This window comes from Veillonella parvula (assembly GCF_024461875.1).
In the GTDB taxonomy this organism is placed as follows: Bacteria; Bacillota; Negativicutes; order Veillonellales; family Veillonellaceae; genus Veillonella; species Veillonella parvula_I.
Map to the genome: position 1 here is coordinate 132,073 of NZ_JANGAL010000001.1, position 23,750 is coordinate 155,822.

At 39.0% G+C, this 23,750-nt stretch carries 21 protein-coding genes; all 21 read left to right on the plus strand.

What is annotated here, in order from left to right; translation table 11 throughout:
• Position 1 precedes the first annotated feature (1 nt).
• The 21 genes from clpX to NE668_RS00700 all read left to right on the plus strand — a co-directional run bounded on the left by clpX (position 2) and on the right by NE668_RS00700 (position 23,319).
• Positions 2–1,255: an ATP-dependent protease ATP-binding subunit ClpX gene (clpX, locus tag NE668_RS00600; protein WP_004698679.1), complete on the plus strand. Its 1,254-nt coding sequence runs from the start codon at positions 2–4 to the stop codon at positions 1,253–1,255.
• Between the two features lie 65 nt (positions 1,256–1,320).
• Complete coding sequence (gene lon, locus NE668_RS00605; protein WP_004696511.1) at positions 1,321–3,630, plus strand: endopeptidase La; 2,310 nt, start codon at positions 1,321–1,323, stop codon at positions 3,628–3,630.
• The gene (gene yihA / locus NE668_RS00610) at positions 3,630–4,328 is read left to right on the plus strand and encodes a ribosome biogenesis GTP-binding protein YihA/YsxC (protein ID WP_004698657.1); all 699 of its coding nucleotides are present in this window, start codon (positions 3,630–3,632) and stop codon (positions 4,326–4,328) included. Before lon ends, yihA begins: the two co-directional genes overlap by 1 nt.
• Positions 4,325–5,296, plus strand: a complete 972-nt coding sequence (locus tag NE668_RS00615) for a polyprenyl synthetase family protein (protein WP_004698598.1) — start codon at positions 4,325–4,327, stop codon at positions 5,294–5,296. Before yihA ends, NE668_RS00615 begins: the two co-directional genes overlap by 4 nt.
• 1 nt (position 5,297) lies before the next feature.
• A complete protein-coding gene (gene tatC, locus NE668_RS00620; protein ID WP_118091363.1) occupies positions 5,298–6,188 on the plus strand; it encodes a twin-arginine translocase subunit TatC in 891 nt (296 codons plus the stop codon).
• A 20-nt stretch (positions 6,189–6,208) separates the two neighbouring features.
• Positions 6,209–8,866, plus strand: coding sequence for a valine--tRNA ligase (locus tag NE668_RS00625; RefSeq protein ID WP_118091362.1), 2,658 nt, complete (start codon positions 6,209–6,211; stop codon positions 8,864–8,866).
• A gap of 12 nt (positions 8,867–8,878) precedes the next feature.
• Positions 8,879–10,186, plus strand: a complete 1,308-nt coding sequence (locus NE668_RS00630; RefSeq protein WP_118091361.1) for a bifunctional folylpolyglutamate synthase/dihydrofolate synthase — start codon at positions 8,879–8,881, stop codon at positions 10,184–10,186.
• A 9-nt stretch (positions 10,187–10,195) separates the two neighbouring features.
• A complete protein-coding gene (locus NE668_RS00635) occupies positions 10,196–11,434 on the plus strand; it encodes an O-antigen ligase family protein (RefSeq protein ID WP_004696499.1) in 1,239 nt (412 codons plus the stop codon).
• A 524-nt stretch (positions 11,435–11,958) separates the two neighbouring features.
• Positions 11,959–13,464, plus strand: coding sequence for a succinyl-CoA:acetate CoA-transferase ScpC (scpC, locus tag NE668_RS00640; protein WP_118091359.1), 1,506 nt, complete (start codon positions 11,959–11,961; stop codon positions 13,462–13,464).
• Between the two features lie 28 nt (positions 13,465–13,492).
• A complete protein-coding gene (locus NE668_RS00645) occupies positions 13,493–15,139 on the plus strand; it encodes an acyl-CoA mutase large subunit family protein (protein WP_004696495.1) in 1,647 nt (548 codons plus the stop codon).
• 28 nt (positions 15,140–15,167) lie between these two features.
• Positions 15,168–15,563 carry a cobalamin B12-binding domain-containing protein gene (locus NE668_RS00650; RefSeq protein ID WP_004696492.1) on the plus strand — a complete coding sequence of 132 codons (396 nt, stop codon included), beginning with the start codon at positions 15,168–15,170 and terminating at the stop codon, positions 15,561–15,563.
• A 79-nt stretch (positions 15,564–15,642) separates the two neighbouring features.
• Positions 15,643–16,581: a methylmalonyl Co-A mutase-associated GTPase MeaB gene (gene meaB / locus NE668_RS00655; protein ID WP_004696489.1), complete on the plus strand. Its 939-nt coding sequence runs from the start codon at positions 15,643–15,645 to the stop codon at positions 16,579–16,581.
• A gap of 51 nt (positions 16,582–16,632) precedes the next feature.
• The gene (gene mce, locus NE668_RS00660) at positions 16,633–17,055 is read left to right on the plus strand and encodes a methylmalonyl-CoA epimerase (RefSeq protein ID WP_004696488.1); all 423 of its coding nucleotides are present in this window, start codon (positions 16,633–16,635) and stop codon (positions 17,053–17,055) included.
• A gap of 150 nt (positions 17,056–17,205) precedes the next feature.
• Positions 17,206–18,735, plus strand: a complete 1,530-nt coding sequence (gene mmdA, locus NE668_RS00665) for a methylmalonyl-CoA decarboxylase subunit alpha (RefSeq protein ID WP_004696486.1) — start codon at positions 17,206–17,208, stop codon at positions 18,733–18,735.
• A gap of 73 nt (positions 18,736–18,808) precedes the next feature.
• Complete coding sequence (mmdD, locus tag NE668_RS00670) at positions 18,809–19,156, plus strand: methylmalonyl-CoA decarboxylase subunit delta (protein ID WP_008714293.1); 348 nt, start codon at positions 18,809–18,811, stop codon at positions 19,154–19,156.
• A gap of 23 nt (positions 19,157–19,179) precedes the next feature.
• Positions 19,180–19,347, plus strand: coding sequence for a methylmalonyl-CoA decarboxylase subunit epsilon (gene mmdE / locus NE668_RS00675; protein ID WP_004696483.1), 168 nt, complete (start codon positions 19,180–19,182; stop codon positions 19,345–19,347).
• Between the two features lie 101 nt (positions 19,348–19,448).
• Positions 19,449–19,832, plus strand: coding sequence for a methylmalonyl-CoA decarboxylase subunit gamma (gene mmdC, locus NE668_RS00680; protein ID WP_008601436.1), 384 nt, complete (start codon positions 19,449–19,451; stop codon positions 19,830–19,832).
• Between the two features lie 70 nt (positions 19,833–19,902).
• Positions 19,903–21,024 (plus strand): methylmalonyl-CoA decarboxylase subunit beta, encoded by a 1,122-nt coding sequence (gene mmdB / locus NE668_RS00685; protein WP_004696480.1) that lies wholly within the window; start codon positions 19,903–19,905, stop codon positions 21,022–21,024.
• 193 nt (positions 21,025–21,217) lie between these two features.
• The gene (locus NE668_RS00690) at positions 21,218–21,475 is read left to right on the plus strand and encodes a hypothetical protein (protein WP_004696478.1); all 258 of its coding nucleotides are present in this window, start codon (positions 21,218–21,220) and stop codon (positions 21,473–21,475) included.
• Between the two features lie 38 nt (positions 21,476–21,513).
• Complete coding sequence (locus tag NE668_RS00695) at positions 21,514–22,815, plus strand: SLC13 family permease (RefSeq protein WP_004696476.1); 1,302 nt, start codon at positions 21,514–21,516, stop codon at positions 22,813–22,815.
• A 240-nt stretch (positions 22,816–23,055) separates the two neighbouring features.
• Positions 23,056–23,319, plus strand: coding sequence for a SemiSWEET family transporter (locus tag NE668_RS00700; RefSeq protein ID WP_004696474.1), 264 nt, complete (start codon positions 23,056–23,058; stop codon positions 23,317–23,319).
• Positions 23,320–23,750 lie beyond the last annotated feature (431 nt).

Here is a 23,750-nt window from a genome sequence, read left to right on the forward strand (position 1 = left end):
CTTGGCAAAAGATAAAGATACTATGCGCTGCAGTTTTTGTGGACGCACAAGCGAAGAAGTCCGCAAATTAGTGGCGGGTCCTAACGTGTATATTTGTGACGAATGCGTTGAAGTTTGTGAACGCATCATTGCAGATGAGTTGGGTGCGGTTGAGACGGACGACTTCAATTTAAAAGAATTGCCAACGCCTAGAGAAATTAAAGCTCATCTTGACGAATATGTTATTGGTCAAGATGATGCTAAAATCTCTTTAGCTGTGGCCGTATATAATCACTACAAACGCTTACAAACAGATAATGTAGTAGATGATGTAGAATTACAAAAGGCTAATGTATTGTTCATTGGTCCTACTGGTAGTGGTAAAACACTATTGGCTCAAACCTTAGCGAAAATGCTAGAAGTACCATTTGCTATTGCAGATGCTACAAGCTTAACTGAAGCTGGGTATGTGGGGGAAGATGTAGAAAACATCCTACTCAAAATTATTCAAGCTGCAGATTATGATATAGCTCGGGCTGAACGTGGCATTATCTATATCGATGAAATCGATAAAATTGCTCGTAAGTCTGAAAATCCTTCTATTACACGTGATGTGTCTGGTGAAGGTGTACAACAAGCATTGCTTAAAATCTTAGAAGGTACCGTTGCTTCTGTTCCTCCTCAAGGTGGTAGAAAGCATCCTAATCAGGAAATGCTTCAAATCGACACTACGAATATTCTCTTTATTTGTGGTGGAGCATTTGATGGTATGGACAAGGTTATTACTAAGCGTACCGCTAAGAAAACACTTGGTTTTGGTGCAGATGTACAGCGTAAAGAAGAACGTAATATATCGGCTATCTTAAAAGATGTTGTACCTGAAGATTTATTAAAATTTGGTTTGATCCCTGAGTTTATTGGACGTTTGCCTGTAATGGTGACATTAGATCAATTAGACAGAGATGCATTAATTCAAATTTTGACAAAGCCTAAAAATGCATTAACAAAACAATATGAAAAAATTCTATCCCTTGATGGTGTAGAGTTAACTTTCACTGAAGATGCATTAGAAGAAATCGCTGATGAAGCATTACAGCGAAAAACAGGTGCTCGTGGTTTGCGTGCTATCATTGAAAAGGTGATGAAACGCGTAATGTTTGAGGTTCCTTCCATGCCGGAAGTAACTAAGTGCATTGTGAATCGTGAATCCGTATTAAGCACAGGTGAACCTATACTCAAAAATGAGGCAGACCAAGACATCCAGTTGAAATCGTAATTCGAAGAAACTCATTTCTGTGTAGGAATGAGTTTCTTTTCATAATATATATACCTGGAGGAAGTATGAATTTACTCGAAGTTGGGATCCCTACCGTACCTCTCAGAGGCATGGTAGTATACCCGAATATCGTGATTCACCTCGATATCGGTCGAGACAAATCCATTAAGGCGGTGGAAGCCGCAATGAATGAGGACCGCATTTTAGCCGTCGTAACTCAAAAAGATGATGCTGTAGATGCACCAACAGTTCATGATTTAGCCCAAATGGGTACATTAGTAAAAATTAAACAAATGTTGCGCTTACCAGGTGGTATAGTACGTGTTCTTGTAGAGGGCATCACTCGTATTCGTCTTATGAATATTACTAGCATGGACCCTTATTATATAGGAGACTATGAACGAGTGGCGTCTGAATTTGAAGACGATGTAGAGCTTGAAGCTTATCGTCGTTTGGTTCAAGCTAAATTTGGCGAATGGGCAGAAGAAGCTAAATCAGTTACTGATGAAGGTGTAACGCGCGTTATGGAATTACGCAATCCTTGTGAATTAGCTGACCAAGTTGCATTTCTATTGCCTATTAATAATTTGAAACGTCAAGAGTTACTTGAAGAATTATCTGTAGCTCGTCGTCTTAACATGATTGTAGGCATTTTAAATATGGAATTACAAATCTCTGATTTGGAAAATTCCATCAATAATCAAGTGCGTCAATCTATGGAAAAAGCGCAGAAGGAATATTTCTTGCGCGAAAAAATCCGCGTTATCCACGATGAGTTGGGTGATAAAGGAGATCCCGAGGAGGAGGCAGAAGAACTACGAGTTAAGTTAAAAGCACTTAACCTAAGTGAAGACGTACATACGCGTATTGATAAAGAAATTTCTCGTTACAGCCGCATGCCTCAATTGATGCCGGAAGCAACAATTTTGCGCAATTACCTAGATTGGGTATTGGCATTACCGTGGAATGAATTAACGGAAGACCGCTTAGATATCAAGGGCGCTCATGCTATGCTCGAAGCCGATCATTATGGCCTTGAAAAGGTTAAGAAACGCATTTTAGAATTTTTAGCGGTTCGTAAATTAACCGGTAAAAATAGTGGCTCTATTCTTTGTTTAGTAGGCCCACCAGGCGTTGGTAAAACCTCTTTGGCTACCTCTATTGCTAAAGCAATGAATCGTAAGTTTATCCGTGCATCCTTAGGTGGTGTTCGTGATGAAGCTGAAATTCGTGGACATCGACGTACTTATATTGGTGCTTTACCTGGTCGTATGATTCAGGGGTTAAAAAATGTAGGTACTAAGAATCCTGTATTTTTATTGGATGAAATTGATAAATTAGCATCTGATTATAAAGGTGATCCATCTTCAGCGTTATTAGAAGTATTGGATCCAGAACAAAATAGCACATTTAGTGATCACTTTATCGAAGTACCGTTCGACTTCTCTGAAGTTTTCTGGATTACTACGGCTAATGTAGCATCTAATATTCCTGGTCCATTGTTAGATCGTATGGAAATTATTGAGTTGTCCAGCTATATGGAAGAAGAAAAACTAGAAATTGCTAAGCGTTACTTAACACCTAAGCAAATTAAGAAAAATGGCCTTGAAGATTACAAGGTTAAATTATCTGATGCTGTGTTAAGAAAGGTAATTTCCGAATATACTCGCGAAGCAGGTGTTCGTACTTTAGAGAAAACAATTGCTAAGATTTGCCGTAAGATTGCTTTCAAAGTAGTTGAAGAAGGCGGAGACGCACCAAAAGTCACTACTAAGAATCTGCACGAATTCTTAGGCGCACCAATCTTTGTTGACCAAGAGCGAGAAAAGAAAGCACAAGTTGGCTATGTAAATGGATTAGCTTGGACATCTGTTGGTGGTGTAGTATTACCATGTGAAGCTACAACTATGAATGGTACCGGTAAATTGGCTTTAACTGGTAGTCTCGGCAAGGTTATGCAAGAGTCTGGTCAAGCGGCTATGAGTTATATTCGCCATAATGCAAAAGCTTTAAAGATTGAAGAAGATTTTTATAAAAAGCTTGATATTCACGTTCACTTGCCAGAAGGGGCAACCCCTAAAGATGGTCCTTCTGCAGGTATTACAATGACATTAGCTATGGTATCTATTTTGACTAACCGCAAGGTTCGTTCTGATATTGCCATGACTGGTGAAATCACATTGCGTGGCCGCGTATTACCAATAGGCGGCTTAAAAGAAAAATTATTAGCAGCCTTGTCTCATGGTATAAAAGAGGTATTGATTCCAAAAGGCAATGAAAAGGATATTGCAGAATTACCTGACATTGTGAAAGAAGGCCTCATCATTACGCCAGTTAAGACAATGGATGAAGTATTAGCAAAGGCACTTGTGTAATGCAAAAGAAGAAAAAATCCACTAAACCAATGGGCCCAAAACCACAATATACACGAAAAGAACCAAAGGGGCCTCGTATTATAGCTGCAAAATATAATACTTCCTGTGTGAAGGCGGATCAATATCCTGAAGGGGATACCGTAGAAATCGCCTTCCTTGGACGCTCTAATGTGGGCAAGTCTTCGTTGATTAATTCTTTATGTAACTATCGTGGGTTAGCCCTCGTTAGTGGTCAGCCAGGTAAGACTAAGACGATAAACTACTTTGATATTGAATCAAAAGAGGATATTTCTGACACCGAGGAACGCAGATATAACTGGTTTCTTGTGGACCTTCCTGGTTATGGTTTTGCAAAGACAAATAAAGGAAACCGCAATCTGTGGTCTTCCTTTATTGCCGATTATATTTTACATTCTGAACGATTGATGTTGTTGTGTTTGCTTATCGATGGTCGCCATCCTGAAATGACCATTGATAAGGTGGCCTTTGATTGGCTCGTCGAAGCCGGTGTTCCGTTACAAATTGTAGTGACCAAGGCCGATAAATTGACGGCTAAAGAAAAGTCTGCAAACTTGTCTATTATTAAAGAACTATATCCAACGGCTACCCCGCCGATTTTGTACAGCTCTTTAAAGCATACTGGACGTGAGCTTTTACAACAACGAATCAATAAAATTTTGGTAGGAGATGAAGCATGAGTCAAACGAACGAATTAGAGATTATGGAACGCATTGCTCTAGATTTAGAGCATGTCGAAGAGTCTCTTGCATCATCTTTTAATACCGGTGCAGAGGACTTCAATGCACTGATTCGACCGTTATCAGCAGCAGGTGGTAAGCGTTTGCGCGCTCAATTGTGTCTATTGATTGCTAATGCAGGTACATCTATAGAGCGTCAACGCATTAAAATTGCTGAGGCTGTTGAAATGCTTCATTTAGCAACACTTATCCATGACGATGTTTTAGATCAAGCTGAAATTCGCCGTGGGGAGGATACAATTCACATGCATAAAGGTAATAAGGTAGCTATCCTTAGTGGTGATTATTTATTTGCCAAAGCATTTAAAATCGTATCTGAAATGACGAATATGAAGTATCTTCAAGTATTCTCTCATATTATTACATGCCTCGTAGAAGGTGAGTTCATGCAAATGGAAGATGTATATCGCATCGATCAAGGCATAGAGCGTTATATGACAAAGACGCAAAAGAAAACAGCAGACTTCATGGAAGGCTGTATGGAGCTTGGTGGTCTCTTAGGAGATTGGCAAGAGGATGAAATCATAGAGTTGAAAAAATATGGTCATGCATTAGGCATGGCATTCCAAATTACAGACGATATTATGGATTATCGTGAAACAGCGGAGACAACGGGAAAGCCTGTAGGGAATGATCTTCGAGAGGGACTATTGACGTATCCGTTATTAAGTATCGTTAACGATGGTAATAAAGATAAATTGCTTGAAGATATTAAAGGCTTAAATAATGGTGGTAATGAGCAAGACATTATTGATTATGTTATTGCTCAAGGTGGCATTGATAATACATTAGCTGTAGCTGATAAATATTGTAAAGATGCTCTAGCGGCACTCGCTGCAGTGCGTGATTTCCCAGGGAAGGAATTCCTTGTGATGGCTGTAGAAAATCTAGCTGATAGAAAGGTATAATATGGAACCATTCGAACCAAAATCGGATTTCGAATATCCCATGCAAAAACCTTCTTTTGACAGTGTAGTTCGTCAAAAACGGCGTGAAGCAGAACAAAAGTCTGAGCAAGAACGATATAAGGTGGCAACTCAACACATTCCTGAGGATGTGGAAGATGAACCAGTTTATACGGCTATAGAGCAGAAGATGATGGATGAAGCAAGGGAATTGTCCCTTGTAGGACATCTTTCAGAGCTGCGAAAACGGTTGATTATAATAGCTGTAGCAGTTATTGTGGGAACTTGTATTTCTTATTATTATGTAGACTTATTATTGGAAATACTCCTAAAACCGGCTGGCAAGCTTTATTATATGAGACCTACTGAAGCATTTTTTACATATATGAAGGTGTCTGTTGTAGGTGGCTTAGTCATAGCCGCTCCCATTATATTGCATCAGATTTGGCTATTTGTTAAGCCTGCACTAACTGTACGAGAAAAGCAGCTATCTAACTGGATCTTACCAGTAGCAATTGGTCTATTCGGGATAGGTATTGTATTTTCTTATTTTCTCGTATTGCCTGCAGCAGTGAAGTTCTTTATGGGCTTTGCTACAGATGAATTACAGCCGATGTTTTCTATTGGTCAGTATATGGACTTTGTATTATCCTTTGTACTACCCTTTGGATTAATCTTTGAGTTGCCGTTGATCTTAATTATTTTGGGATATTTCAACTTAATTACATCACGCTTTTTAAAAACGAAGCGAAAGATATTTATTCTTATATCCTTTATCATAGGTGCTGTCATTTCACCTACACCGGATATGTTCTCGCAAACGATGATTGCATTACCTATGATATTGCTATATGAAACAAGCCTATTTGTATTGGCTAAAATTATGAAGCGCTAAGGAGTCTTTTAGGAGGAACGATGAAAACCTACGAAAATTTAACCACATATAATCCTGGTGAAATAGAAGGCAAATGGTATTCTTATTGGGAAAATCAAGGATACTTTCACGAAGAAGTAGACACGAATAAAGAGCCATTTAGTATCGTATTACCACCTCCTAATGTAACTGGTATGTTGCATATGGGGCATGCCCTTGATAACACATTACAAGACATCCTCATCCGTTTCAAACGCATGCAAGGCTACAATGTATTGTGGATGCCAGGTACAGACCACGCTGGTATTGCTACACAAATCAAAGTAGAAGAGATGCTTGCTAAAGAAGAAGGAAAATCTCGCTATGATTTGGGCCGTGAAAAATTCGTAGAGCGCGTGTGGGAATGGAAAAAAGAATATGGTGATACTATTGTAAAACAAATCCGTAGCCTTGGCGCATCCTGTGATTGGAACCGTGAGCGATTTACTTTGGATGAAGGGTATTACCATGCAGTGCGCGAAGTATTTGTAAGCCTTTATGAAAAAGGTTTGATCTATCGCGGTGAACGCATCATCAACTGGTGTCCTCGTTGTGCCACTGCGTTATCTGATGTTGAAGTTGAGCATGAAGACGAACATGGCCATTTATGGCATATTAAATATCCTGTAAAAGGTGAAGATAATCGTTTTGTTGTTGTTGCTACAACTCGTCCAGAAACAATGTTTGGTGACGTAGCAGTAGCAGTAAATCCTGATGATGATCGTTATAAAGATCTCATTGGTAAAACATTGATCTTGCCATTTGTTAATCGAGAAATTCCTGTAATTGCCGATGACTATGTAGATGCTAGCTTCGGTACAGGCTGTGTAAAAATTACACCTGCTCATGACCCTAATGACTTTGAAATGGGCCAACGTCATAATTTGGAATCCATCGTTGTTATGAACAATGATGCAACAATGAATGAAGGTGCTGGCAAATTTAATGGCTTACCTCGTGAAGAAGCGCGTAAACAAGTAGTAGCAGAACTTAAAGAATTAGGCCTACTTGAAAAAATTGATGATCATGACCATGCAGTAGGTCATTGCTCCCGTTGTAATACAATCATCGAACCAATGGTATCTAAACAATGGTTCGTAGATATGAAACCATTGGCAGAGCCCGCTCTTAAGGTTGTTAAAGACCACGAAGTAGAGTTCGTTCCTGAACGTTTTACAAAAACATATGTGAACTGGCTTGAAAATATCCGCGATTGGACGATTTCTCGTCAATTGTGGTGGGGCCATCGCATTCCTGCATGGTATTGTGATAACTGTGGTGAAACTATCGTTAGCCGTGAAGATATTACAGAATGTCCTCATTGCCACGGTCATGTTACACAAGATCCAGATGTTCTTGATACATGGTTTAGCTCTGGTTTATGGCCGTTTGCCACAATGGGTTGGCCTAAGCAAACTCCAGAACTTAAACAATGGTATCCAACAAGTGTGCTTGTAACTGGTTACGATATTATCTTCTTCTGGGTTGCTCGTATGATCTTTATGGCTCTTGAGTTTGAACATGAAATTCCATTTAAACATGTATTTATTCACGGTCTTGTCCGCGATAGCCAGGGCCGTAAAATGAGTAAATCTTTGGGCAATGGTATTAATCCGCTTGAAGTTATCGACCAATATGGTGCTGATGCATTGCGCTTTACTCTTGTAACTGGCAACACACCTGGTAACGATATGCGTTTCTATATGGAACGTGTTGAGGCTAACCGTAACTTTGCCAATAAGATTTGGAATGCATCAAAATTTGTATTGATGAACCTTACAAATTATGATGAAAGTTTTGTTCCAACAGCAGATGATTTGACATTAGCAGACCAATGGATTGTTCAAAAATACAATGAAACCGTACAAAGCGTAACATCTAATCTCGATAAATTCGAACTTGGTGAAGCTGCAAGTTCCGTATATGATTTCATTTGGAATACGTACTGCGATTGGTACATTGAATTAGCGAAACCTCGTTTGTATAGTGAAAGTAACGAACGTGATCGTCGTACAGTTCAATATTTACTTGTAACAATCTTACGTCATATGCTCGAATTATTACATCCATTCATGCCGTTCGTAACTGAACATATTTGGCAACATTTGCCACACGAAGGGGACAGCATCGTTGTTACTAAATGGCCTGAAGCATTGAAATTTGATAATCTTGAAGGGGCAGCACGTCAAATGGAAGTTATGATGGATGCTATCAAAGGTATTCGTAACATGCGTGCTGAAATGAATGTGCCTTTAGGTAAAAAAGCTGAGGTTATCGTAGCGCCAACAGATGAAGCATTAGCTAAAACTGTAGCAGAACATAGTGACTACTTCGTAACATTGGCTTGGGCTGAGAAAGTAACAATTCTTGGTACCGATGATCCAAAACCAGAAAATGCGACTGTAACCGTTGTCAATGGTATGGAAGTATATCTCTTACTTAAAGACTTGATTGACGGTGAAAAAGAAAGAGAGCGTATTGCAAAGGAAAAAATCCAAATGGAAAAAGAAATTTCTCGTTTGGAAGGTAAATTGTCTAACCAAGGCTTCTTAGCAAAAGCTCCTGAAGCTGTAGTAGCAAAAGAAAAAGAAAAGTTAGAAGAATATAAACAAAAACAACAAGCGTTATTGGAACGTGAAGCGTTCCTTGAAACCTTATAATAGGAGGTTTATATGACATATCAGGAGGCCTTAGCCTATTTGGAGCAGGCATCTTCATTTGGTATTAAACCTGGCCTTGAACGAATTACGGCTCTTATGGATGTGTTAGGGAATCCACAAGAAGATTATAAAATTGTTCATGTTACAGGTACAAATGGTAAGGGCTCGGTTACCTCATATATTTCCTACGCACTGTTTACAAGTGGATTACGGGTGGGGCGATTTACATCGCCTCACCTTCAATCCTATACGGAGCGTATTCAAATTAATGATGGAAATATAACAGAGGAAGCCTTTGGAAAATTAATTAGTCGCGTAAAGATTGCAGTAGATACTATTATTAGTAATGGAATAGAAGCGCCAACACAATTTGAAATATTAACAGCTGCCGCATTTTTATTCTTTAAGGATCAAGGTGTCGACTATGCTGTAGTAGAAGTTGGTTTAGGTGGCTTACTAGATTCTACTAATATCGTGACTCCAAAAGTATCTGTTATTACTAATGTAACAATAGATCATCAAGCATATTGTGGTGATACTGTCGAGGAAATTGCACGCCATAAAGCGGGGATTATTAAACCTAAGGTGCCTGTAGTGACAGCTGCACAAGATACACCTCTTAATATCATTGAGGACGTAGCTAAAAAACAACATGCCAAGCTTTATGTTTTTAATAAAGATTTTGGTATTGATAGCCGCAGCGCTGTAACGGGTGGTCAAATGATTACGGTTAGTTCTAACGATGCTGCACCTGCTATGTTGTTTACGACGATGGCTGGCATTCACCAATCTGTAAATCTCGCTTGTGCATTGATGGCCGTACGCCTGTTGATGAAAGAGGATACGAACATCAGTGAAGAAACGATGCGTGAAGGATTTGCCCGCACTACGTGGGCGGGGCGCTTTGAAGTTAAACGAGGCTTAGATCGTACCTTTATATTTGACGGTGCTCACAATGCGGCAGGGGCTGAGTCTTTTGCCATGACGTACAATGAACTATTTAAGGACACACCGAAAACGGTGGTAATGGCTATCCTTAAAGATAAAGACCAAGAGGCTATTATTCGTGAAGTGGTTAAATCTGGCGACACAGTCCTCGTTGTACCTGCACCAACAGATAGAACAGAGGTACCTGAAAACTTGGTTGAAGTGATTCTCCGTACTGTACCTAAGGTGATGGATCAAACTGCAGAATCTGTTGAGGCTGCATTAGCATTGGCTTACAAACATACAAAGACTGGTGATATCATTGCTGTATGTGGTTCTTTATATATTCTAGGGGATGCTCGTCAGTGGTTTTTCCATGAGATGAGTCATTGAGGTGAGAATATGGAACTCTCACTCATTCCTAATCAGAAACGACTTACCTTTTATATTGAACGATTAATCTATGGTGTTGTCATTGCGATGCCTCTTCAACCAATGGTAGGAGATGTACTTCTCTGGTTGGCTATAGGTTTGGCATTATATGATTTAATTTCTAGTAAATCATTGAGTTTGCCGACAGGCTATCTATCTTGGACTGTTATGATCTTTGTTATCTGGACAGGTATATCGTCGTTAATGTCCCCAAACTGGGATTGGTCTATTCAGAGCTGGTTCTACCAAATTGTAGCGGGTGGGGGCATGTACTATTTAGTTCGTACCTATATTCGAACACCTAAACAGTGGAACTATTTTCTTCGTGCTTTTTTAGGTACAGCCGTTCTTGTATGCATTATTGGGGCCTATCAGTATATATTTGTTCCCAATATACATATAAAAGAATGGGTTGATGCAGCACAATTCCCTAAATTGATGCGTCGAATGGCGTCTACATTGCAAAATCCTAACTTGTTAGGGGCCTATCTATTGATGGTACTAAGTGTATGTATTAGCTATATTCTTGTTTATATGAAAGAGAATCGTACTCGTGAAGTTGTTACAATGCTGATTATTGGTGTTGTATTATTTTTAACGATGTTATTAACCTATTCGCGTGGTATTTGGATTAGTTTTGCGGCCATGATTCTGTATTGGGCTATTTTCGTAGAACGAAGACTATTCTTATCCTTGTTAGTGGTACCGTTAATTCTATACTTCTATGAAGGGGAAGTTGCTTCACGACTTTGGTCTATATTCCAAGGTCATGATACGTCATCAGATCTTCGCTGGGCTCTATGGGATAGCACAATGTATATCGTACGAGAAAATCCAATCTTTGGTATTGGGTGGAATACATTCTACTTAGTTTATCCAGAGTATAACTATTACATTCAAGGTCCTAATGTGTTGATGTATCATGCCCATAATTTATATTTAAATATATTGGCTGAAACAGGTATTCCTGGCTTGCTATCATTCCTAGCAGTTATCGTCGGTCATGTTATTACATCTGTTCGTTTGAAAGGGGATATGTTCCGACAAGCTGCACAGATAGGTATAGGCGCTTTAGCTATCGGAGTTCTTTTTAGTGGATTGTCTGATTTTGAGCTCTATAGCCATCAAGTTACTATTGTTTTTTGGCAACTCCTTGGTTGGGTTGGGGCCTTTGTGAAAGTACAACTTTCCACAAAGGCCCATATGTAAAAGGTATATTTTGTATAATTAGTAAGTTTTATGGTAGCGATACAATTTCATAGTATGGTATAATTTATACATACCTTAGCAGGGTAAGCTTAAGTATATTTAACCGGTTTTCTAATGTTAGAATAATTGAACATTATTGCTTGCATTTGAAAACCGGTTTTTTGTATATCTATATTTTTATAGGAGGTGTAGCGGTCAGTTTCTGTATATATTATTTCTTTATTATATTGATAAGGCTCTATATGTTGTATTGAGATAGTTCGATATACATAAAAAACAACAATATATACTATTAAATTGATAATTCCTGTGAGTTATATCGGTGTGAATAAAACTTATGTAAAAATGTAAAAACCTATGCGTTTTGGTCATAATGCACAGTCGGAGTGTGATAAAAAATACATTTTAGTCATATAAGTTGACAATACATTGGATGTGGACTACGATGAAGTCGGTTTAAGGAACGTATTAGACCAAAGAGATTCAATTGTCGTTTAACAATGTTACTCTTAAAGGAGATGGTTATGGTGATAGACATCAAAGACCGCGTAAAAAATGTGGACCTGCAAGGTAAAATTGTCACTGCTTATGATGCAGCTCAGTTGATTAACCCTAATGACAAAGTTGGTATTTCCGGCTTTACACCATCGGGTTATGCAAAAGTTGTGCCATTGGCATTGGCAGAACGAATGGAAAAAGAACCATTCAAAATCGATTTGTGGACAGGTGCTTCCGTAGGTGATGAAGCTGATGGTGCGTTAACTCGTGCTAATGGTATTAATCGCCGTTTTCCATATCAAACCAATAAAGATATGAGAAAGGCTTTAAATGGTGGAGATGTTAAATACATCGATATGCATTTAAGCACAATGGCACAAAATATTCGTTATGGATTTTTCGGAGATTTAGATGTAGCAATAATTGAAGTATGTCAAATCAACGAAGATGGTTCTTTAGTACCGACTACCTCTGTTGGTAATTCTCCAACATTTGTTAGTCAAGCTAAAAAGGTTATCGTAGAGGTAAATGTATCTCAACCATTATCCTTAGTTGGTATGCATGATATCTATGAACCGTTGGATCCGCCATATCGTAAACCAATTCCGTTGGAACAGGCCGGCGATCGCATCGGTACAGAAGCAATACCTTGTGATCCTAGCAAAATTATTGCTGTGGTTCCAAGTGATGTACCTGATACAACAAGACCTTTAGCTGCTATTGATGATGATGCAAAGGCAATGAGTCAACATCTTATCAAATTCTTTGAACAAGAAATTGCAGAAGGTCGTTTGCCTAAAAACTTGCTTCCATTGCAATCCGGCGTAGGTTCTGTAGCAAATGCGGTAATTAGTGGCTTGGCTCAAGGGCCTTTCACAGATTTATCTATTTATACAGAAGTAATTCAAGACGGTATGTTTGACTTGATCGATGCTGGTAAAGTAACTGTATGTTCCGGTACTGCATTGAGTCCTTCTCCAGATGGATTGAAACGTTTCTATGCGAATATTGATGAATATCGTAAAAAAATTATTCTTCGTCCGCAAGAAATTTCCAATAACCCTGGTATTGCTCGTCGTATTGGTGTCATTGCCATGAATACCGCTATCGAATTTGATATTTTTGGCAATGTAAACTCTACTCATATTATGGGTAGCAAAATGATGAATGGTGTTGGTGGTTCTGGTGACTTTGCACGTAGTGCATATCTCACTATCTTCTGTACCAATTCCGTTGCTAAAAATGGCGACATCAGTTCTATCGTTCCATATGTATCCCATGTGGATCATCCAGAACATGACACTATGATTTTCTGTACAGAACAAGGTGTTGCTGACTGTCGTGGTTTGAGCCCAGTGGAAAGAGCTCGTTTGATTATTGAAAAATGTGCTCACCCAGACTACAAACCTATGTTAACTGAATACCTAGAAAAAGCATTAGCTGCAACAAAGAATGCCCATACACCAATGTTGCTTGATGAAGCTCTTTCTTGGCATAAACGCTTCACAGAAACTGGAAGCATGAAAAAATAACCTGTTTTTTTAGGAGGATGATGAAAACATGGCTTACGAAAACTTAAAAGCCCAAATTGCTGAGTACAACAAACTTTGTGACGAAAAATGCGCAAAAACTCCAGAACGTCAAAACTTAAAATACAACCGTGTGTATACACCAGTTGATATTGAAGGCTTTGATTATGAACGCGATTTGGGAATGCCTGGCGAATTCCCTTATACTCGTGGCGTACAACCTACTATGTACCGTGGTCGTTTCTGGACAATGCGTATGTATGCAGGCTTCGCTACAGCTGAAGAATCTAACAAACGTTACCGCTACCTAATCGAATCTGGTGCAACAGGTCTTTCCTGTGCGTTCGACTTGCCAACTCAAATCGGTTATGACTCTGATGATGTTATGGCTGAAGGCGAAGTTGGTAAAGTAGGTGTAGCGATTGACTCTTTGGCAGATATGGAAATCTTGTTCGATGGCATCGACCTTGGCAAAGTATCCACTTCCATGACAATCAACGCTCCAGCATCCGTTTTGTTGGCAATGTATATCGCAGTAGCTGAAAAACAAGGTGTACCTTCCACAGAATTGAAAGGTACTATTCAAAATGATATTTTGAAAGAATATGCAGCTCGTGGTACTTACATTTTCCCTCCAAAACCATCTATGCGTTTGATCACTAATATCTTCGAATATTGTTCTCAATACGTTCCAAAATGGAATACAATTTCTATTTCCGGTTACCACATCCGTGAAGCAGGTTCCACAGCAGCACAAGAAATCGCATTTACAATTGCTGATGGTATCGCATACGTAGAAGCAGCTTTGAAAGCTGGTCTTGATGTTGATACATTTGCTGGTCGTCTTTCCTTCTTCTGGAATGCTCATAATAATGTACTTGAAGAAGTTGCTAAATTCCGCGCATCTCGTCGCTTATGGGCAACAATCATGAAAGAACGTTTTGGTGCTAAAAAACCAAAATCTATGATGCTTCGTGTACATACTCAAACAGCTGGTTCCATGTTGACTGCACAACAAGTTGATAACAACATCGTCCGTGTTGCTCTTCAAACTGCAGCAGCTGTAATGGGCGGTACTCAATCTTTACATACAAACTCTCGTGACGAAGCTTTGGCTCTTCCTACAGAAGCATCTGTACAAGTAGCTCTTCGTACTCAACAAATCGTGGCTTACGAATCTGGTTTGGCTGACGTAGTTGACCCATTGGGCGGTTCCTACTATGTTGAAGCTATGACTAACGCTATCTATGACGAAGCTATGGCATACATCAAGAAAATTGATGAAATGGGCGGCGCTGTAGTAGCAATCGAAAAAGGCTACATCCAAAAAGAAATTCAAGAATCCGCTTACAAATGGCAAATGGAAGTTGAATCTGGCTTGCGCACAATCGTTGGCGTAAACAAATTCCAAGTTGAAGAAGAAGCTCCAAAAGACTTGCTTCGCGTAGACGCTTCCGTAGGTGCTAACCAATCTAAGAAAACTCAAGCAGTTCGTGCTAACCGCGATCAAGCCGCAGTTGATAAAGCCTTAGCTGATTTGAAAGCTGGCGCAGCTGACGAATCTGTTAACTTGATGCCATTAATTCTTGCAGCAGTTAAAACATATGCTACTTTGGGTGAAATTTGTAATGTATTGCGCGAAGTATTCGGTGAATACGAAGCTCATTCCACATTATAATATCGGCTGATTTCGGAGGTAATATATCATGGCAGAAAAACGTATTAGAGTAATTGTAGCAAAACCAGGTCTTGATGGTCATGACCGTGGTGCAAAAGTAGTAGCACGCGCACTTCGCGATGCTGGTTTCGAAGTAATCTATACTGGTCTTCGTCAAACACCAGAACAAATTGTTGAAGCAGCGCTTTCTGAAGACGTTAATGTAGTTGCATTATCTCTTCTTTCTGGTGCTCATAATACATTGTTCCCTAAAATTGTTGAACTTTTGAAAGAAAAAGGCATGGGGGATGTTCTTGTAATCGGTGGTGGCGTTATTCCTGACGCTGATATCCCTGGCTTGAAAAAAGCTGGCGTAGCGGCAGTATTCACACCTGGCACACCAACTAGCGATATCGTTAACTTTATTAAAGAAAACGTAAAATAATTGCTTGGGGCAAAGAGGGGTGCAACTTGAATAGTTGGCTCCCCTCTATTCCCATATTCGAAGATAGGTGGTGAGGCGAATGGATTTAGTTAAAGGCCTTTTTGAAGGTTCTAGACTAGCCTTAGCACGGTCCATAACAGCTGTAGAAAACGAGTATGATAATGCCATCGATATTATGAAGGCAATTTACCCTAAAACGGGGAACGCACGTATTCTCGGTATTACAGGGGCCCCTGGTGCTGGTAAAAGTACTTTGACCGATAAGGTAGTTAAACATTATTTAGATCAAGGTAAAAAAATCGGCATCGTTGCCATCGACCCAACTAGCCCATTCTCTGGAGGTGCTATCTTGGGGGACCGTATTCGAATGAATGATTTAACATTAAATGAAAATGTATTCATTCGAAGCATGGGCACGCGTGGTAGTCTTGGTGGATTATCTAAAAAGACTGCAGACGTTGTAAAACTCATGGATGCCTTTGGCATGGATTTAGTAATTATTGAAACTGTAGGCGTAGGTCAATCTGAAGTAGATATTGTAAAAAATGCTGATACTACATTGGTTGTACTGGTTCCTGGTCTCGGTGATGATATCCAAGCTATCAAGGCGGGTATTCTTGAAATTGGCGATGTATTTGCTATCAACAAAGCTGACCGAGATGGTTGCGATCGTTTGAATGTAGAAATTGAAATGATGCTTGACCTAGATTCTCGTGAAGTAAAATGGCGCCCACCAATTAAGCGCACAATTGCTAGTAAAGACCAAGGCGTAGATGAGCTTATCGACGCTTTAGATGAACATTTTGAGTATCTTGAAGATTCTGGTGAATTGGAATCTCGTCGGGCAGAACGTACTCGTGATGAAATCATCGCAATGATTAATGAACAAATTGGTCGTTATGTAGCTGATAAAATTGTTACAAGCGACGAATTTAATAGCCAAGTGGCAGCTGTTAATGAACGCGAAAGCGATCCATATACAGTTGTTAATGGCGTAATGACAAGCGTGCTAAAGTAGACGGCGACTACGTAGCATTAGAGATTTAGCCTTGAAAAGGAGATAATCAAAATGGCTTTTAAAGTATTACAAGTGGATCACATCGGTATTGGTGTTAATGATTTAGCAGCAACTAAAGAATTTTATAAAAATGCATTAGGCATTGAACATCTTCCTGAAGACGAAATCGTAGAAGAACAAAAGGTAAAAGTATCCTTCTTCCCTTGTGGTGATGCTGAACTTGAATTCTTAGAAACTACAACTCCAGATGGCCCTATCGGTAAATTTATCGAAAAAAATGGCGGTCGTGATGGTATCCAACACGTTGCATTGCGCGTTGATAATATTGAAAATGCTATTGCTGATTTGATGGCTAAAGGCGTTCGTATGATTGACGAAAAACCTCGTTATGGTGCAGGCGGTTCCTCAATTGCTTTCTTACATCCAAAAGCAACTGGTGGTGTATTGCTTGAATTATGTCAACGTATGAAATAATACAGTATCCAATTCACATAATTATATATGAGTTGTAGATATACATATACATATAATTCTACGTTATATATTAAATATGTATGCTTCTTGAACTTTATTCATTTATGAAATAAAATGATACTGTAACAAGTTTTATTTGGAGGTGCTATAATGGCAACAGTGCAGGAAAAAATCGAGTTATTGCACGAAAAACTAGCTAAAGTTAAAGCTGGTGGCGGCGAAAAACGCGTTGAGAAACAACATGCTCAAGGTAAAATGACTGCTCGCGAACGCTTGGCTAAATTGTTCGATGATAATTCCTTCGTTGAACTTGATCAATTCGTTAAACATCGTTGTGTTAACTTCGGTCAAGAAAAGAAAGAATTACCAGGCGAAGGTGTAGTAACAGGTTATGGTACTATCGACGGTCGTTTAGTATATGCATTCGCACAAGATTTCACTGTAGAAGGTGGTTCTCTTGGTGAAATGCATGCTGCTAAAATCGTTAAAGTACAACGTTTAGCAATGAAAATGGGGGCTCCTATTGTTGGTATCAACGATTCCGGCGGTGCTCGTATTCAAGAAGCAGTAGATGCCCTTGCTGGTTACGGTAAAATTTTCTTTGAAAATACAAATGCATCTGGTGTTATTCCACAAATTTCCGTAATCATGGGCCCATGTGCGGGCGGTGCTGTATATTCTCCAGCATTGACTGACTTCATCTACATGGTTAAAAATACTTCTCAAATGTTCATCACTGGTCCTGCAGTAATCAAATCTGTAACTGGTGAAGAAGTAACCGCTGAAGATCTTGGTGGTGCAATGGCTCACAACTCCGTGTCTGGTGTTGCTCACTTTGCAGCTGAAAATGAAGATGATTGTATCGCTCAAATTCGTTACTTATTAGGCTTCTTGCCATCCAACAATATGGAAGATGCTCCATTGGTAGATACTGGTGACGATCCAACTCGTGAGGATGAAAGCTTGAATAGCTTGTTGCCAGATAACAGTAACATGCCTTACGACATGAAAGATGTTATCGCAGCTACTGTAGATAATGGCGAATACTATGAAGTACAACCATTCTATGCTACTAATATCATTACTTGCTTCGCTCGTTTTGATGGTCAATCCGTTGGTATCATTGCTAACCAACCAAAAGTAATGGCTGGTTGCTTGGACATTAACGCTTCTGACAAATCTTCCCGTTTCATCCGTTTCTGTGATGCTTTCAATATTCCAATCGTTAACTTCGTTGACGTTCCTGGTTTCTTGCCTGGCACAAATCAAGAATGGGGCGGTATCATTCGTCATGGTGCTAAAATGTTATATGCTTACTCTGAAGCTACAGTACCAAAAATTACTGTTATCACTCGTAAAGCATATGGCGGTTCCTACCTCGCTATGTGTTCCCAAGATTTAGGCGCAGACCAAGTATATGCTTGGCCTACATCCGAAATCGCTGTAATGGGTCCTGCTGGTGCAGCTAATATTATCTTCAAGAAAGACGAAGATAAAGATGCTAAAACAGCTAAATATGTAGAAGAGTTTGCGACTCCTTACAAAGCTGCAGAACGTGGCTTCGTAGATGTTGTAATCGAACCTAAACAAACTCGTCCAGCAGTTATCAACGCTTTGGCAATGCTTGCAAGTAAACGCGAAAACCGTGCTCCAAAGAAACATGGTAATATTCCATTATAATTCGATTCGGTAAACATATCATCGAATTTGGGAGATACCTTTCTTTACTACTTTTTTAGAAAGGGGAATGATTATGGAAGGACAAGCAGTTACTACCAATCCTTGGTTAATCATGGCGATTAATATGACAGTTGTATTTGCTGTATTGATAGCTTTAGGTATTCTTATGGAAATCGTACATTTAATCGATCCTACTAGGAAGAAAAAAGAAGCACCAGCAGCAACTGCTCCTGTTGCTACTCCAACAGCTACTCCTGTAGCTCCAGCAAATGCATCTGCTCAAAATGAGGATGAAGTAGTAGCAGCTATCGTAGGTGCCATTGTGGCGATGGGGTACTCATCTGAACAAATTGCATCTATTCGACCTACAGCAACTAGTGCTAAATGGCGCTTGGAAGGTCGCTTAAGCGGTAGAGGTTAAAATATTTTTAGGAGGCATTTGTAATGAGCAATGCTACAACAACTAACGGTAAAGCTCCATCTCAAGATGTAGTAGCAGTAATCGTTGGTGCATTAGCGGCAATGGGTTATTCCGCTGATCAAATCGCGCATATCCGTCCAATCGTAAGCTACAATTGGAAAATGGAAGGCCGTTTGCGTGGTAATCGATAAGATAATTGGCTATTTTGATAATCCGTGGGATTACTCAATTTATATGTGTAAAAATATTTATAAGTTTTGTGTAGGAACTACACATTTTGGAGGAATTTAAGATGAAAAAATTCAACGTTACAGTAAATGGTACAGCATATGATGTAGAAGTTAATGAAGTGAAAGCAGCGGCTCCTGCAGCAGCTCCTAAAGCAGCTCCAGCAGCAGCTCCAGCTCCTAAAGCAGCTCCTGCACCAGCTCCTGCTGCAGCAGCAGCTCCAGTTCCAGCAGGTGCTGAAACTGTAAAAGCTCCAATGCCTGGTAAAATCTTATCTGTAGCAGTATCTGCTGGTCAAGCAGTTAAAAAAGGCGAAACTTTGTTGATTCTTGAAGCTATGAAAATGCAAAATGAAATCGCAGCTCCTCATGATGCTGTAGTTTCCGAAGTTCGCGTATCTGCTAACCAAACTGTATCCACTGGCGATGACATGGTTGTTCTTGGCTAATACCAAGTGTTGTATGACGTGGCTGCGCCACGTCATCTGACAATTTTATATTTGTGAAAGGGGAACGCATATGGAGGCTTTTGCTGTTGCGATACAATCTGTTATTAACGATAGCGGGTTCCTCGCATTTACAACAGGCAATGCTATTATGATTCTTGTAGGTTTGATCCTATTGTATTTAGCATTTGCTCGTGAGTTCGAACCATTATTGTTGGGTCCGATTGCGTTTGGTTGTTTACTTGCCAATATTCCTCGTAACGGTTTCGAAGAAGGCGTTATGGCGCTTATTAGTGCAGGTATCTCCCAAGAAATCTTCCCACCTTTAATTTTCCTTGGTGTAGGTGCAATGACTGACTTTGGTCCACTCATTGCCAATCCTAAAACATTGCTTTTAGGGGCTGCAGCTCAAATTGGTGTATTTGCTGCCTTAGGTGGCGCAATGATGCTTGGCTTTACAGCTCAAGAAGCGGCTGCTATTGGTATCATCGGTGGTGCTGATGGTCCTACATCCATTTACTTAGCTACTAAGCTAGCTCCTCATTTGTTAGGTGCTATCGCGGTTGCCGCATATTCCTATATGTCTTTGGTACCGTTGATTCAACCACCTGTAATGAAACTCTTCACTACTCAAAAAGAACGTGAAATCGTTATGGAACAATTGCGCGAAGTAACACGTTTTGAAAAAATCGTGTTCCCAATCGTTGCAACGATCTTCATTTCCTTATTGCTTCCTTCCATTACATCCCTTTTAGGTATGTTGATGTTAGGTAACTTGTTCCGTGAATCTGGCGTAACTGATCGTTTGTCCGATACTTCTCAAAACGCATTGATCAATACAGTTACAATTTTCTTAGCAACTGGTACTGGCTTGACAATGAGTGCGGAACACTTCTTAAGCTTAGAAACCATCAAAATTATTCTTTTAGGCTTATTCGCATTTATTTGCGGTACAGCTGGTGGCGTATTGTTCGGTAAATTGATGAGCTTAGTAGATGGTGGTAAAACAAATCCACTTATTGGTTCTGCCGGTGTATCTGCGGTTCCAATGGCAGCTCGCGTATCTCAAGTAGTAGGTGCGAAAGCTAACCCAGCTAACTTCTTGCTCATGCATGCTATGGGACCTAACGTAGCTGGCGTTATTGGTACGGCAGTAGCTGCAGGTACAATGCTTGCTATGTTGTCTAACCACTAATAATTTAATAATTATTCACCCAGGTGTACCTAAATAGGTACACCTATTGGTGAATCAAAAAGCCCTTGGTCATTATGTAATCATACATAAAAGGGAATATTTGCAATAAATGCTTTTCAGATCGGTCATTAGGTGATTAGCAAGATTTCACAGAATAACCTTCTAGTGCTTTAAATATAGTAGAGGTGGTCACTTGTTATCAATTGAATTAAAAATACTGATTTGTTTTGTTTGGGCATTTATTGTTTTTTTTATTACTGCACTGATTATCGGTGCTGAAGGTAAAGCTAAATGGTTTCAGCAGAGAACTAAATATTCTTGGTTTAACCGCCGAGGTTTTCTTGGTGAAACTTTATTATTTGGGTATCCTAAAACAAGAGAGGGATATGGGATTACTTTTATAATGGCCTCTGCCATTGGTATCGTAGGTTATATTTTATATCTCTTATAATTATGTCAGTGCATTTCTCTGAAGGGAGATGATGATGTATGGGTACTGCAGAACAAACCTTAATCGTCCTTGCAGTCATGGCTGTTTTATTCGTTACGGAAATTATTCCTCTAGCTATTACTTCTTTAGGCGGCGCAATTACATTAGGCCTTATGGGTATTATTACTCCTAAGGTTGTATTCTCTGGTTTATCTGATAGTACAGTTGTGTTGTTTGCAGGCATGTTCGTTGTTGGTGCTGCATTATTCTATACTGGTTTGGCTCAAAAAATTGGGGAAACCGTAGTATCTCATGCAGGGACTAGCGAAAATGGCTTGATGCTTGCGATTATGCTTGTAACAGCTACCATGTCCGCATTTTTATCTAACACTGGTACAACAGCTGCTTTACTTCCTGTAGTTGTTGGTATCTGTGCTGTTGCTAAGATTCCTGCATCTCGTCAATTGATGCCTTTAGCATTCGCTGCAGGTATCGGTGGTATCATTACAATGGTTGGTACACCACCTAATATCATTGTAAGTGGTACATTGACTAAATTTGGTATTGAACCATTTGGTTTCTTTGAGTTTGCTTGGATTGGCATTCCTTTGACTATCGCTACTATCGTATTCATGATGCTCATTGGTAAACATTTATTACCTAAACATGAAATTACTGATGCCGGTGATGTAGAACAAGAAGTAGCTGCTGAAGATATTTCTAACGATCCTAAGAAACAATTGTTCTCCGGACTTATTCTTTTAGGTGTAATCCTTGCCATGATTTTAGGTGAACCATTGAAAGAACACTTTGGTATTAACTTACCGTTGAGCATGGTTGCTGTTATTGGTGCAATGCTTTGCGTATTAACTGGTTGTTTGAATGAAAAACAAGCTTACACATCTATTGACTGGGTAACAATTTTCTTGTTTGCTGGTATGATGCCAGTGGCAACTGCACTTGATCAATCTGGTGCAGGTAAAATGATTGCTGATGCAGTAATTGGTGTTATGGGTTCCGATCCTAGTCCTTACTTTGCAACAGGCGTATTGTTTATTTTGTCTTGTGTTATGACGCAATTTATGTCTAATACTGCATCTTGTGCATTATTGGCTCCTATCGGTATCTCCATTGCTCAAGGTATGGGTGCTGATCCTCATGCTGTATTGATGGCTATCGGCGTTGCCGCATCCTGCGCATTCGGTACACCTGTAGGTACACCTCCAAATACATTAGTACTTGGTCCTGGTCAATACAAATTTACTGACTATGTAAAAGCTGGCGTTCCATTGATTTTAGTTTGCTTCGTAGTAAGCTTAATTATCATTCCAATGGTATGGCCATTCTTCCCTGGTAAATAATAGGGAATAGGTTACTCTACTATACAAGCACACACGAGGTCGAATCGTAAGATTCGGCCTCGTTTTTTATGATTTTAGTCTATATGATTTTAATATAGATTACATATAAGTGTAATCAAAAGCAATATGAATTAAACTAATTTGCATGATTAATTTTACACAATTGACTACATCGAAAAAAATATGATATAGTATATTGTGTAAGATATAATAATGTAATGTTGAATAAGGAGGTCATCTATGACAAAAGAAAGATTTAACATGTTAGTTGGTTCTATTGGTGCATTTATTGGTGTATTTGTATTTTTAGCCTATATCCCACAAATAATTGCTAATCTTCATGGTCAACCTAGTCAACCATGGCAACCATTATTTGCAGCAGTATCCTGTTTGATCTGGGTATTATATGGTTGGACAAAATCACCTAAACGTGATTATATTTTAATCGTACCAAACCTTGCAGGCGTTATTTTAGGTACACTAACATTCTTAACATCTTTCTAAGTGCTATAAGAAAAAAATAGTATTATTGTTATATAGTGAATAATAGTAAAGATATTACTTTACTTTATAAATATAAATGAGGTCGAATCGTATGATTCGGCCTTTTTTAGAGTGAAGTTTATATGTTAGATTAAAATATAGATAAGCGTTAAATCTGTTGTAATAAAAAAATAGTTTTTATGATAATAAATATTGATAATTGAATTCCTAGTATAATAGTACGTATTTTAATTGAAATGATAATTAGTGCATTCTCAATTATTGATTATTAAACTCAATTACATAAATGAAAAGAAATATCAAAATGCATATGAATATAGGCTTTTTATGATAAAAAGGAACAATTATTATGCAAAATATTCTATAATTTTTTATCATTTTCATTTGACTTTCAATTTGAACTGTGTGATAATGAGAACATAAGTTGAGGC